Annotated in this window: 12 protein-coding genes; 4 read left to right on the top strand and 8 right to left on the bottom strand. The window is 52.4% G+C overall.

The features are described 5' to 3' along the window. Positions 1–15 precede the first annotated feature (15 nt). A complete protein-coding gene (locus NST84_RS03950; RefSeq protein ID WP_342564342.1) occupies positions 16–435 on the bottom strand; it encodes a hypothetical protein in 420 nt (139 codons plus the stop codon). A 367-nt stretch (positions 436–802) separates the two neighbouring features. Between NST84_RS03950 and NST84_RS03945 the strand changes: the two genes are divergently transcribed. Both NST84_RS03945 and NST84_RS03940 read left to right on the top strand, forming a co-directional pair. Further along, positions 803–1,555, top strand: coding sequence for a 3'-5' exonuclease (locus NST84_RS03945; RefSeq protein WP_342564341.1), 753 nt, complete (start codon positions 803–805; stop codon positions 1,553–1,555). Positions 1,556–1,746: 191 nt separating this feature from the next. Further along, on the top strand, positions 1,747–2,511 hold the full coding sequence (locus tag NST84_RS03940; RefSeq protein WP_342564340.1) for a MerR family transcriptional regulator: 765 nt from the start codon (positions 1,747–1,749) through the stop codon (positions 2,509–2,511). 52 nt (positions 2,512–2,563) lie between these two features. On the opposite strand, the gene NST84_RS03935 is transcribed toward NST84_RS03940, so the two are convergent. The 6 genes from NST84_RS03935 to rbsK all read right to left on the bottom strand — a co-directional run bounded on the left by NST84_RS03935 (position 2,564) and on the right by rbsK (position 7,862). Then, positions 2,564–3,160 (bottom strand): PepSY domain-containing protein, encoded by a 597-nt coding sequence (locus NST84_RS03935; protein ID WP_342564339.1) that lies wholly within the window; start codon positions 3,158–3,160, stop codon positions 2,564–2,566. A gap of 108 nt (positions 3,161–3,268) precedes the next feature. Continuing rightward, positions 3,269–3,874 carry a PepSY domain-containing protein gene (locus NST84_RS03930; RefSeq protein WP_342564338.1) on the bottom strand — a complete coding sequence of 202 codons (606 nt, stop codon included), beginning with the start codon at positions 3,872–3,874 and terminating at the stop codon, positions 3,269–3,271. Further along, on the bottom strand, positions 3,871–5,235 hold the full coding sequence (locus NST84_RS03925; RefSeq protein WP_342564337.1) for a HAMP domain-containing sensor histidine kinase: 1,365 nt from the start codon (positions 5,233–5,235) through the stop codon (positions 3,871–3,873). The genes NST84_RS03930 and NST84_RS03925 overlap by 4 nt, the downstream gene beginning before the upstream one ends. Next, positions 5,232–5,936, bottom strand: a complete 705-nt coding sequence (locus NST84_RS03920; RefSeq protein WP_342564336.1) for a response regulator transcription factor — start codon at positions 5,934–5,936, stop codon at positions 5,232–5,234. Before NST84_RS03920 ends, NST84_RS03925 begins: the two co-directional genes overlap by 4 nt. Positions 5,937–6,132: 196 nt before the next feature. Further along, positions 6,133–6,897 carry a type I 3-dehydroquinate dehydratase gene (aroD, locus tag NST84_RS03915; RefSeq protein WP_342564335.1) on the bottom strand — a complete coding sequence of 255 codons (765 nt, stop codon included), beginning with the start codon at positions 6,895–6,897 and terminating at the stop codon, positions 6,133–6,135. 41 nt (positions 6,898–6,938) lie between these two features. Further along, positions 6,939–7,862: a ribokinase gene (gene rbsK / locus NST84_RS03910; RefSeq protein WP_342564334.1), complete on the bottom strand. Its 924-nt coding sequence runs from the start codon at positions 7,860–7,862 to the stop codon at positions 6,939–6,941. 382 nt (positions 7,863–8,244) lie between these two features. On the opposite strand from rbsK, the gene glgP reads away from it, so the two are divergent. Beyond that, positions 8,245–9,861, top strand: a complete 1,617-nt coding sequence (glgP, locus tag NST84_RS03905) for an alpha-glucan family phosphorylase (protein ID WP_342564333.1) — start codon at positions 8,245–8,247, stop codon at positions 9,859–9,861. Between the two features lie 658 nt (positions 9,862–10,519). Next, entirely contained in the window at positions 10,520–11,989 is a 1,470-nt protein-coding gene (gene katA, locus NST84_RS03900) for a catalase KatA (RefSeq protein WP_342564332.1), read from the top strand. A 79-nt stretch (positions 11,990–12,068) separates the two neighbouring features. Here the strand turns inward: katA and NST84_RS03895 are convergent, their stop codons facing one another. Further along, positions 12,069–13,019 carry a WYL domain-containing protein gene (locus NST84_RS03895; protein ID WP_342564331.1) on the bottom strand — a complete coding sequence of 317 codons (951 nt, stop codon included), beginning with the start codon at positions 13,017–13,019 and terminating at the stop codon, positions 12,069–12,071. Positions 13,020–13,073 lie beyond the last annotated feature (54 nt).

The raw sequence follows: 13,073 nt of genomic DNA, 5'->3' as shown, positions 1-13,073 counted from the left end.
ATTCCGCCTCCTTTTTTACCATAGACTTCCCGCCAGCATGGTGAACCGGATGAATACGAGCTCATCCCCCTCATTCAGCACCAGCGGCTCCTGCAGCCGCTCACATGCTTCCTCATGCAAAAATACCTTATACAGCCCGTCCTCAAACGCCAGCAGCGCAGCCTCCACCGCTTTGTCCAGGTCAGGCAGATTGTCGTTATAAACCGTTCCGAAGCCGATTTTACCGCTGACTCTCTGGTTGTTAATGGCATTCCCCGTCAAAAAAGGAATCAGCTCGCCGCGCCCCTGCTTATCAGTAAGCTCCTTCACCTGTAAAGCCACAACGGCAGTGATCAGCTCCTCCAGATTGCCCGGGGTCTGCTCAAGGACCCATTCACGGCGTCCCAGCACCGGCTTACGTTTTCCCACGCTTTTCACTGTGACATACAGCAGCATACGCATCTCTCCCCTGTTCGTAAGCAGCAGCTCCGCTAAGCAGAGCATTTCAATTCATTACCCAAATTACACCAGTCCTACCCAGAAAAGCTCAGGCAACTAAACGGCTGTCCTGTTCATTTCCGGAACACTTGTTCCGGTTTATCCATCCTCTGCAGAATACCTTAATCTGTGGCCGCTTGCCATAGTGCTGCGGTTGGAATTGTCCGGCCGGTATGACCCAAATGACCCGGTTTGCCTGCCCGCTCCTGCTCCACGGCGGAGTTCTGCGGCATTCTCCCTTTTATCTGCATTTTTTGTTAAAATAGAAAGGTCGGCGCATTCTTCACCTTATAAGCGCCAGTCAACGAAAACGGAGGCATTACCTGTGGATTATATTATTCTGGACATCGAATTCAACGGCCGCAAATTTGCCAGCGAGCATCCTATGGAGGTCATTGAAATCGGAGCCGTCCGGTTAGACGCTTCGCTGCAGTTTAAGGATGAGTTCACGGCCTTAATCAAACCTATATATTTCTCTACCCTCAATTCATTCATTAAGAAAAAAACCGGTATCCCGCAAGAGGATATCGACGTTGCCGCCCGTTTTCCCAAAGTCATTACCGCCTTCCGGAGCTGGCTTGACCAGAGCCCTGACGGCGTGCTGCTGCTGACCTGGGGCGGCGAGGATATGAAGCGTATCATCCAGGACGTGCGCATGCACAAAATGGACGAGTCCTACTGGATGGAAGCCACTTACTTCGATCTGCTGAAAGGGCTGCTGCGCGCCCGCGGTCTCACCAACGATATCAGCGTGGAAGGCGCGATGGCGCTCCTTGGACTTGAGCCTTCCGGCTCAGCCCACCGGGCGCTTGATGATGCGCGGATGACGGCGGAGATTTTCTGTGCAGTCTTTGAGGAGCTGGACTTTTCGCGGTCCCAGCATTTCGTGGACACCTTCTCCAATGCCAGAGAACGTAAAACGGTCAAAATCGCCATCAAAGCGATGACCTCGCAAAAAATCGTGCCTACCTGGGAGCTGGTAGCCGAGCATTACTTCAAAAGCGAGGGTGCTTTAGCTGATCCGCGTAAGGCAGCGGAGCTGCAGGCTTATTTTGAAGCCCAGCTCGGCAAAAAATAATAAGGCTGTCACCGGCTTCGGCAATTTTCCATAGGGCTTCCTGTGGGAGATTGCCGCTTTTTTGTTTCTTTTTAATGCAGCAGGATACAATAAAAATAGCGTTTGACATTGCCGTTACGTCAAGGTGTACAGTTGGTTTTGTAAGCAGGAATGCACAGGCATCCGAAAGAACGATCATGGAGGTGGCTTACATGGAATATACCGTGCAGAAGCTGGGGGCGATGGCGGGAATCAGCACGCGGACGCTGCGTTATTACGATGAGTTTGGTCTTCTGAAGCCGGCGAGAATCAATTCCTCGGGATACCGCATTTACAGCCAGGCTGAGGTTGATCTGCTGCAGCAGATTCTCTTTTACCGCGAGCTCGGTCTGACACTGGAAGCAATCCGCGACATCGTGACCTCCCCATCCTTTGATAGCGCCCATGCGCTGCGCGAACACCATGAGAAGCTGCTTCAGCGCCGCAAACAGCTGGATGAGCTGATCGCAAACGTCGAACACACACTGGCTGAGTCCGAAGGGAGAATCACAATGAGCAATGAACAGAAATTCACGGGCTTTAAGCAGAAGCTGATTGAGGATAACGAGCAGAAATACGGACAGGAGATTCGTGAGAAATACGGCGAGAAGGCAGTGGAGAAGTCGAACCGTATGGTCAATAAGTTGACGGAGGAGCAGTATGCCGCCCTTCAGCAGCTGGAGGCCGACATGTTCGCCGCACTTGAGCAGGCGATGGAGGAAGGTGATTCTGCCAGTACGCTTGCGCAAAAAGCTGCCGATCTGCACCGTCAGTGGCTCAGCTTCTACTGGGATACCTATACCAAAGAAGCCCATGCCGGAGTCGCGCAAATGTATGTGGATGATGAGCGCTTCACCGCCTATTATGACAAGCGCCGTCCCGGTCTGGCCGCCTTCCTGCGGGATGCAGTCCATGTCTATACAGGGGCGAAGCAGTAGGATACACGCATAAGAGAGGCAGCCGGTTTCCGGCTGCCTCTCTTATGCTAATTTAATTATCATATCCATCGTTATCGTCATCATCGTCACCGGAATCCACATCCGTGTACAGCACCTTGCCTGTGTAGGCATCAACGCCGACTTCAGTTGAAATCCGTCCGTTTCTGATCTCCACCTCATAGACAGCCGTTCCGTCATCCCGGTCAAGGTCTACATCGGTTACTTTACCCTTTATTGCCGCATTTGCCGCTGCTGCTGCCTTGGCTGCGGTAATCAGCTTGGCGTCCGATGCTGCTCCGGCTGATGTGTAGCTATAGTCGTCATCATCGTTGTCGGCTTCTTTCCGCACACTCACAACCTTACCGGTATAAGCATCGACCCGGACATCGACCTCCTGGTTTTTCTGTTGAATATCGATGTCGTAATAAGTGCTGCTCAGCTTCTTCTCCAGCTCAATGCTCTCCACCTGACCCGGTGCTGATTTCAGGGCAATCTCTTCGGCTTTGGCCACACCGATCAGCGTCTTGCTCTGACTCTGCTGCACCGTTGCTGCTGCGTCCGCGGTTCCGCTCCGGAACTCGCTGATGCCGTAGGCACCTCCGAGAATAATCGCCGCCGCTGCTACACTGCTTAGTAACTGTTTTTTCATCATTGCCGCCTCCTAAGTTCAATCTGTCCTGCTCATGTATTTAATATAAGGCTTCAACATGAGAGAACCGCGGCAGCAAGATTAGAATTCGATGAGAAATATTTCTTATCATCCGTTATCATCATCCGGCTCTTCCCAGGTCACAGAGCGGATATTTCCCGATATCGCATCAACCTGTACTACAGCCTCACGGTCGTCAGGGGTATTAACCTCCACCAGATAAAAGGCTCCAGACTCGTTGATGCCGGTGTCCACATCATCTGCCACCCCCGGCACCTCCTGCAGCGCCAGTCTTATAGCCTCCGCTTCGGACACTACACGCTGCGGCGGAGATGGCGACGGTGCAGCGGGAGAAGCTGAAGCAGCTCCTGCCGATGGAACTGCTGACACCGCTGGAGTAGGCTGCGGCTCTGGTGTAGAAACAGCCTGCAGCTGTTTTATGGAGATGATCTCACCTGTAATCCCGTCCAGCTTCAGCTCATACAGTCCCTGCGCGGTTTGCAGCTCGGCGACATAGCCGCCCGCTTCCTGGTTTAGCTTCTGTATCGTTCCGGGATACTCCTGCAGCAGTTTCTGTTCTGCCGCCTCCCTGCCAAGCAGCTGCCCGGAATCGCCCCTGAAAAGCTGCCAGCAGGCAGCTGCCAGCAGCAGTACAGCAATCACTATAAGGCTTGTCCTGTACAGCCTGCGTTTGTTCATTTGTTGTCTGCTCATGGTTTTCTCCTGCTCTCAGCGGCAATCCGGATAGTAACCGAGGTTCCCCGGCCGGGAGCACTGTCCATGGACAGCTCCGCACCGATGGCCCCGGCTATCTCGGCAGCAAGCGACAGACCCAGGCCTGCCCCGCCGCCCTGACGGCTTCTTGCCGTATCCACCCGGTAAAAGCGGTCAAATATTTTGGGCAGCTCCTCCGGCGGAATCCCGATCCCCCGGTCCGTAATCACTATAGTGCTCTCCCGGCCGGCAGCTTCAAGACTGATTGTAATGGCTTCATCGCTGTATTTACGGGCATTATCCAGGAAAATAAACAGCAGCTGCCGCAGCTTGGCTTCATCCGTGTACCCTTGGACAGTTCCCTGTGAGCGGACCAGCACGTCCCTGCCATACGCATTGTAAAAGGCTTTGGCCGATGCCTGCACCAGCTCCCCCAGATCCATTGGCTTCATGGAGAGTACCCACTGCTCCTGATGCTTCGCCAGCAGCAGCAGCTGCTCCGTCAGCTCCTTCATCCGGATGGCTTCGGAGTGAATGGCCTCAACCGATTCATGAAACAGCTCCGGGTGAGCCAATCCCCTGCGCTTCAGCAGACTTGCATAACTCTCTATAACGGTAAGCGGCGTACGCAGCTCATGTGAGGCATCGGACACAAACTTTTCCTGCTTGAGATAATTGCTTTCCAGGAGGTCAATCATCCCGTTGAAGGTATGCCCCATCTCCACCAGTTCATCCTTGGCCTCGTCCTGCAGCGTCAGCCGGCGGAATTTCCCGCTGTCCTTTATCTCCCGCATCGTGGCGGTCATTTGGACAATCGGGCGCATAATTAGCCCGGACAGCAGCCGGCTGGAGAGGAGCAGCGGAATCAGGGCCACAGCAGTAGCTCCGGCAAGTACAATCCGCAGCACCCTAAGTGTACTCATCGTGCTCTCCAGGCTTTTTGTCATCTGCACACTCATTACCGTTCCGTCGGTCCAGATTACCGGAACGGTTACAAAAGCGTAAGAATGCCCGGCTGACTTGATCAGGCTGGTCTGCCGCTCCTGATGATATTCCGGCTTCAGCCGGCTAAGCTCCTGCTCCGACGCCGAGGTTACAGGAGCAGGGCCGCTCCCGCCCTCGGCCACCAGCCGCAGCATCCCCTCAACCGGGACATAAGCCCGGAGAAGCTCGGCCGGCTGAACCTCGCCGGCCGTTCTGCGCATATCGGCGGCGATTTTAGCTGTCTCGGCCGCTGCCTGATCCAGTTCATTGTCGGTCAGCAGCCGGCTGAACACCGCGTAGATGAACAGGTTGATGATTACGAGAAGCACGGCGAATAGCACGCTCGAGTAGAGGTAGATTTTGGTGCGCAGCTTCATGGGGTATCCTTCAATACGTAACCGATGCCCCGTACCGTATGAATCAGTTCGTTCTCGTTCTCCAGAGTAATCTTTTTTCGGACATAGCGGATATAGACATCCACCACATTGGTATCACCGTAATAATCATAGCCCCATACGGCTGACATCATCTGCTCCCTGTTCAGTACCTGGCGCTTATTCTTCAGCAGGTAGACGAGCAGGTCGAACTCCCGGGGAGTCAGCTCAATGCTCCGGCCTGCGCGAATCACCTCCCGGGTGGTTTCGTTCAGCTCCAGATCCTCTGCCCGCAGCCAGGCGTCCGTCTTTGTATCTGCTTCAGCTGTCCGGCGGCTGTCCGCAAGTCTCAGTGCAGCGCGTACACGCGCCAGCACCTCCTCAATCTGAAAAGGCTTTGTAATATAATCATTTGCGCCCAGGTCAAGGCCGGACACCTTATCCTCGACTGAGCTTTTGGCGGTCAGCAGCAAAACAGGAGTATAGGCATCGCTCACACGGATACGCCGCAGCAGCTCAATTCCGCTGAAGCCGGGCAGCATCACATCCAGCAGCAGCAGCTGGGGCTGCTCTTCCTGATACAATTCGAGCCCGCGCGGGCCGCTGCCGGCGATAGCTACACGATATCCTTCGCACTCCAGCTCAATTTGCAGCAGGCGGGCGATTTTTTCCTCATCCTCAACGACCAGAATGGATTCCGTCACGGGGTTCCTTCCTTTCATGTATGTCTGCCTACATTGTAGGATATCTGCAGGTACAGATTCAAACCGTCCGGTCAAAATAGCATTCCACCGAATCTTCAATCAGCCACTATTCCCTTTAGATTAGCTTTTTCAACATAAAAAGCGCCCCCGACATTGTCCGGAACGCCTCTCTAGAAAGTACCTATACTTATACTGCCTACAAGCTCTTATGCAGCAGCTCCAGCACCTTGCGCAGCTCAGCAGCCGCCACCTGCCCCGGGGCCGACGGCTTATGTGCCGCACCGAAGGTCAGCGCCGATCCAAAAATCTCCCCGGCCAGCCGGCTGACCACGCCCTCCCCGCCCATCGACATCGTAATAATCGGACGGTCTGCGTACAGCTCCTGCATTTTGTTAGTAGCCGCCAGCAGGGTCAGCACATCGCCCGGACTGCCCGGCATAACCGCGATCTTCGGCAGGTCGCCGCCCAGCTCCTGCGCTCTGCGCAGCCGGGATACAATTTCCTCTTCGGATGGCGTTCCCGCGAAATCGTGGTTGGACACAATAACGAACACGCCGCAGGCATGCGCCGCTGCGATCAATTCCCGGACCTTCGGCTCCTCACCCGACAGCTCCACATCAATAATATCAACCCACCCGCTCTCGGCGGCAGCCTTATTGAGCTGTACGTAATACTCCGCAGAGATCTCCTTTTCTCCGCCCTCTCTGGCACTGCGGAATGTAAAGATCAGCGGAATATCCGGCAGAATGCCCTGAATCACTTCCAGTGCAGCCTGAACCGCAGCAATATCTTCGACTCCTTCAAAAAAATCACTGCGCCACTCCACCACATCCGGCGCCAGCCCCTTCAGCGCCTCTGCCTCTGCCTCAAGCTCCAGCAGCGTTGTACTGACCAGAGGTACGCATATTTTGGGCATGCCTTCGCCTAATGTTACATTTTTTACGGTTACTGTGCCGCTCATCTATCTTCAACCCCCTATGTATCTGGATTTGCTTAATCTCATTAAGCTTCTGCGGCTTCCTTAAGGAACTGCTCCACCTCTGCCAGCTTCGGCAAAGAAGGTATAGCCCCCTGTCTGCCGACTGCCAGCGCACCAACCGCATTGGCGAACCGGACGGCTTCCGCCGTCGTCTTCCCGGAAGTCAGCTGATAAGCCAGCGCCCCGTTAAAAGAATCCCCCGCAGCCACCGTATCCACAGCCTTCACCGGAAACCCTGGAACATGCATGCTGCCGGTTTCATTTACAATCAGCGCCCCTTTTGAGCCGAGGGTAATGACGACGTTTTGCACACCCTTTTGCAGCAAAATACGTGCCGCCTGCTCTGCCGACTCTGTGCTGCTTACTTCAACGCCGGAGAGAACACCCGCCTCAGTCTCATTTGGAGTGAGGTAAGTGACATGACTCAGCATTTCATTGCTCAGCTCACGCGCAGGCGCCGGATTGAGAATCACCGGGATCTGATGGCGGCCGGCGATCCGCGCTGCCTCTGCACACATCGCCAGATCTGTCTCGAGCTGCATAACAATTATATCCGCACCGGCAATAACGGTCTCCAGTGCTTGAATATCCTCCACACCAAGCTCAAGATTAGCGCCCGGCACCACGATAATCCGGTTTTCGCCCTCACCGTCAACGACGATTGAAGCAACTCCTGTGCCCCGATTCGCACTTTGTGCAAGATGCTCCGTATCAATGCCTTCCCCGCGCATAATCTCCAGCAGCTCATTGCCGAACCCGTCCTGCCCGACGCTGCCGATCATCACTACCTCAGCCCCAAGCCGCGCTGCCGCTACTGCCTGATTGGCCCCTTTTCCGCCGGGAGATAAGGCAAAATCCTGTCCAAACAACGTTTCTCCAGCCTCCGGCGCACGTTTTGTCCGCACAACCATATCCATATTCAAGCTTCCAATCACAACTATACTCAAGCTTTGACACCACCACTAATTTTTTTATACTGCTTTACGTTCCAGTTCCGGGTACAGCTTGGCCCTCTAAGCGTAATGCTTCACCCTCAATGCAAAATTGATCTTCTCTATATCTTATGGCCTTAAGCCATGTTAATCAAACTATTCTGCATGCTTATGCACATTCCTCATTACCGAGCCTATTTTCATTCATGACTTTAATGGTTTATCCCGTGAATCCTTCACGAAATCTTCGTTGTGCTTTTTACAGGTAAATGTGCTAGAATAAGTGTGCAATCGCTTCCAGAGAAGTTTTTGCCTTTTTGAGCAAACGTTTGCACCTTAGATGTAGCCTGCAGCAGCACCTGATTTTAATCCAATTCGTATTTAGGAGGCTTATCAAGTGAACCAGAACAAATTACCGTCTGTCGCTTATTTCAGCATGGAGTATGGCCTGCATTCCGACTTCAAAATGTACGCCGGCGGCTTAGGCATTCTTGCTGGAGATTACATCAAAGGTGCAAAGGACATCGGTGCCCCCATCATCCCCATCGGGCTGAAATGGAAGCAGGGCTATACGGATCAAAAGATCGATAACAACGGCAACCCTTATGACTCATACCACAACTATGTTTACGATTTCCTTGAAGATACAGGCGTTAAGGTAACTGTAAAAGTTAGAAAAACCGATGTGGTCTGCAAAGTATGGAAAACAGATAAATTCGGCAATAACCCCCTCTACCTGCTCGATACGGACATTCCGGAGAATAGTGATGCCTGGATTACCGGCCAGCTGTACGGCTGGTTCGGTGAAGAACGGATTGCCCAGGAGATCGTGCTTGGAATCGGCGGGGTAAAAGCAATGCGTGCGCTGGAGATTCCAATCGACGTCTACCATTTCAATGAAGGCCATGCGGCCCTGGCAGCCGTTGAGCTGATCCGCGAAAAGATGTCCGGCGGCAGCACCTTTGAAGAGGCCTGGAAGGCTACGCGCGAAGAAGTGGTATTTACCACCCATACTCCGATAAAAGAAGGCAATGAAACCCATCCGCTCGACCGTCTGGAGTACATGGGTGCCTTTAACGGCCTGACCCGTGCGCAGATGGAGCGGATCGGCGGCGAGCCGTTCAACATGACTGTAGCAGGTCTGCGCCTGTCCCGGATTTCCAACGGCGTGGCCCAGCTGCATGCCGATACTGCCAATAAAATGTGGAAGGAAGTTGCCGGCAGATCGCAGATCATCGGCATTACCAATGCGATTCATACCCCAACCTGGGTGGACGAGCGGATTACGCGTGCTTTTGAGGAAGACGGCGACCTGTGGACAACACATAAGGAGATCAAGAATGAGCTGATCGGCTTTATCGAGGAGCGTTCCGGCATCGCGTTGAATCCCGACAATCTGCTAATTGGCTTCTCCCGCCGCGCGGCTCCATACAAGCGCAGTGACCTGATTTTTTCCCAGCCGGAGATCATTGAGCCTTACCTGAAGGACGGCAAAATCCAGATCGTCTTCTCCGGCAAAGCCCATCCGCTGGATGACAACGGCAAAATGATCGTTAGTAATCTCGTCGCCATGATGAAAAAATATCCGAAGAGCGTAGTTTTCCTGGAAAACTACGATATGACCATCGGCGCACAGCTGACCCGCGGCTCCGACATCTGGCTGAACAACCCACGCCGTCCGCTGGAAGCGAGCGGCACCTCCGGTATGAAAGCTGCGATGAACGGCGTGCTGAACTGCTCCATCCTCGACGGCTGGTGGCCGGAAGCCTGCATTGACGGGGAGAACGGCTGGCAGATTGGGGAAGGCTTCGAGACTACTGACTTTGCCGTGCTTGATAAGCATGACAGTGACGCGCTGTATGATACACTGCTGAACCGTGTGCTGCCTACCTTCTATGATGACCACGCAAAGTGGGTTGAAATGATGCGCAAGAGCATCGAGACCACCCGCACCGAGTTCGCCACCAAACGGATGCTGGATGAGTATTACAGCAGAATGTATATTAGGGAGTAGCCTGTCAGGCTCTCCCTGCATTATGGTGTAACATTATTAAGCTCCTGTCTGCTTCCCGCGGACGGGGGCTTTTTTTATGAAGGACAGATCAACATAACTGCACTTTATACAACTAAAACCAGTCTGGGAACGATCAATAGCGATATAAGTGTACTTTGTGCAGCTATAATGAGCAGATATGCGTAAACCAGCCTATTTCCGGGATTTTAACTGCACGAACTGCAGTTAAATGGTTTTCACGAAGAAAAACAGCCATTTTAGTTGTACAGAGTGCAGTTATACCATAATTCCCCTCCCCTTCATCTAATCAGAACATTTAATCAGAACAATCAATACATACAATTCACTAATTCACTTCAGCACATTTCAATACACTTCAATTCACTCCAATTCACTTCAATTCACTCCAATTCACTTCAATTCACTTCAATTCGCTCAATCCGCCTCTCGCCGACTCCTCCCGTTTACCCTTTTCTTTAGCCAACATCACCCCGCCCCTGTCTTTCACCAGCAGCCTGGCTCAGCTCATATTCAACGCTCTTTCCGCATATTGTTAATTATAATTATTATAAAAAAAGATTGATTTCTCTAAAATTTTTGTTAATATAGAACTTATACTAAATCTAAAATCAAATCCTATACCGAGGTGATTGTATTCATGAGTCAGAGCAATAATAAACTAACCACAAGCTGGGGCGCACCCGTCGGCGACAACCAGAATTCAATGACAGCAGGCTCACGCGGACCTACTTTGCTGCAGGATGTTCATCTGCTGGAGAAGCTGGCCCATTTTAACAGAGAACGTGTTCCTGAACGGGTTGTTCATGCCAAGGGAGCTGGAGCTCATGGATATTTTGAGGTTACACAGGATTTGTCCCAATATACCAAAGCAGCCTTTTTATCTGAGGTAGGCAAGCGCACCCCAATGTTCATCCGTTTCTCGACTGTAGCAGGTGAGCTTGGTTCTGCCGATACTGTGCGTGATCCGCGCGGTTTTGCCGTTAAATTTTATACAGAGGAAGGCAATTATGATCTGGTCGGCAATAACACTCCGGTCTTCTTCATCCGCGATGCCATTAAGTTTCCGGACTTCATTCATACGCAGAAGCGCCATCCGCAGACTCACCTGAAGAACCCGAACGCGGTTTGGGATTTCTGGTCTTTATCGCCTGAATCGCTGCACCAGGTTACGATCCTGATGTCCGACCGCGGCATACCGGCAACTCTCCGTCATATGCACGGGTTCGGAAGCCATACTTTCAAGTGGGTTAATGCTGAGGGTAAAGCTGTGTGGGTGAAATATCATTTTAAAACAGAACAGGGCGTTAAAAATCTGGATGTCAAACTGGCGGCACAGCTGGCCGGAGAGAACCCGGATTACCATACAGAGGATTTGTTTAATGCGATCGATAAAGGAGATTTCCCGGCCTGGAAACTTTGTGTGCAGATAATGCCAGAAGAGGATGCCGATACGTACCGGTTCGACCCGTTCGATGTAACGAAGGTCTGGTCACAAAAAGATTACCCGCTGATCGAAGTCGGCCGCATGGTGCTGGACCGTAACCCGGAGAACTATTTTGCCGAGGTTGAGCAGGCTACCTTCTCTCCAGGTTCGTTCGTACCCGGCATTGAAGCTTCCCCCGACAAAATGCTCCAGGGCCGTCTGTTCGCTTACGCCGACGCCCACCGCTACCGGGTAGGAGCTAACCACAATCAGCTGCCAATTAACCGTCCGGTTGCCGAAGTGAACAATAACCAGCGTGACGGCGCAATGAACGCTACCCGCAATGGCGGCGGTTCTGTGTACTATGAGCCTAACAGCTTTGGCGGAGCCAAAGAGTCACCACAGGATAAGCCGGCTCCGTTCCATGTTTCCGGCCAGGCTGACAGTGTTGCTTACGATCATAATGATCACTACACCCAAGCCGGTGATCTGTACCGTCTGCTGAGTGAGGAGGAGCGCGCCCGTCTTGTGGAGAACATCGTTGGTGCTATGACACCGGTAGAATACAACGAGATCAAAATCCGCCAGATCGGGCACTTCTACAAAGCAGATCCTGAATTCGGTCAGCGTATTGCCGCCGGCCTCGGATTGCCTGCTCCAGCTGATGCTGCGCAGGCCGAATAATTATTTTCTCAAATATGTAAATTAGCTTATAAGGCACAACTCCCTGATGCTATCTGATTCGGGCAGTTGTGCTTTTTTTCTACTGATACATTTTGATCCACCGCTCCAGCTTCTGCTTCATCTCCAGTCTGGCGGACGCCGGCTCCAGAATTTCCGCATCCGGACCGTACTGCAGAATCCATTTCATAAATTCCTTGGCGTTATTGACGGTCACTTCAAACAGCAGGCTGCCGCCCGGCTCATCGCTCATCCGCGGATGCACGAACAGCTCCTCCTCCTTAATATATCGTGCCACTTCCGGGGAAAAGCGTACCTTAAACCTGATATTTTTACTGCCGCGGTCGATGGACCATGTATTTTTAAGATAATGCTTGATGTTGAACCCGTTTTTGGTAAAAGCGCCCCCCGTAGCCTCCACCTGCTGAAACCGGCTGATCCGGAAGGTACGGATATCCTGCTTGAGATGACAGTACCCGATCAGATAAAAGCGCTGGTCACGCGGAACCAGATAATACGGATCGATCTCACGTTCCGTTATAGCATTGCGCCCCTGTGAATGATAAATCGCCCGGATGCTCTGCTGCTCCAGAATCGCTCCTATAATCGGCTGCAGAAAATTAGGGCTCTCTTTCCGGTACGCCGGCGTGCCCATTTGAATAATACCGGCAATGTTCTCAAGCACTCCATTTAGTTTCGACTTCTCCTTCAGATGCGTCCCCATTACTTTGTCGTAGGCGGTGTGAAAGCCCGGAGGGATTTTGTCCTCATGCAGCACCGACGGCAGCAGTGAAAAGGCCAGTGCTTCCTGTTCCGAGAAATCAAGCGGATATTGAAAAAAATTCCCCAGGAACCTGTACCCGGTCCCTCTCCCCTCATTCGCAACCGGCGCAAAATGGCTGATCACATCCAGATCCCTGTAAATTGTCCTGATGTTCACATCACATCTGAATGCCAAGTCTGCTGCTGTGATCCCGGGGTTAGACTGAATGGCGTTAATGATTTTGAAAATCCGTATGACTTTGTCCGTCATTGCTGTGCTCCTTGATTAGTGAGGATAATGATGTAAAGGATAATGATGTAAGTA

It is taken from the genome of Paenibacillus sp. FSL R7-0345, from assembly GCF_038595055.1.
In the GTDB taxonomy this organism is placed as follows: domain Bacteria; phylum Bacillota; class Bacilli; order Paenibacillales; family Paenibacillaceae; genus Paenibacillus_AQ.
This window is presented reverse-complemented; position numbering and strand designations above follow the sequence as displayed.

Bases quoted from the DNA above. Each gene is read 5' to 3' on its own strand.
- NST84_RS03950 (WP_342564342.1), bottom strand. From the start codon at position 435: ATGCTGCTGTATGTCACAGTGAAAAGCGTGGGAAAACGTAAGCCGGTG.
- NST84_RS03940 (WP_342564340.1), top strand. From the start codon at position 1,747: ATGGAATATACCGTGCAGAAGCTGGGGGCGATGGCGGGAATCAGCACG.
- NST84_RS03935 (WP_342564339.1), bottom strand. From the start codon at position 3,160: ATGAAAAAACAGTTACTAAGCAGTGTAGCAGCGGCGGCGATTATTCTC.
- NST84_RS03930 (WP_342564338.1), bottom strand. From the start codon at position 3,874: ATGAGCAGACAACAAATGAACAAACGCAGGCTGTACAGGACAAGCCTT.
- NST84_RS03925 (WP_342564337.1), bottom strand. From the start codon at position 5,235: ATGAAGCTGCGCACCAAAATCTACCTCTACTCGAGCGTGCTATTCGCC.
- aroD (WP_342564335.1), bottom strand. From the start codon at position 6,897: ATGAGCGGCACAGTAACCGTAAAAAATGTAACATTAGGCGAAGGCATG.
- katA (WP_342564332.1), top strand. From the start codon at position 10,520: ATGAGTCAGAGCAATAATAAACTAACCACAAGCTGGGGCGCACCCGTC.
- NST84_RS03895 (WP_342564331.1), bottom strand. From the start codon at position 13,019: ATGACGGACAAAGTCATACGGATTTTCAAAATCATTAACGCCATTCAG.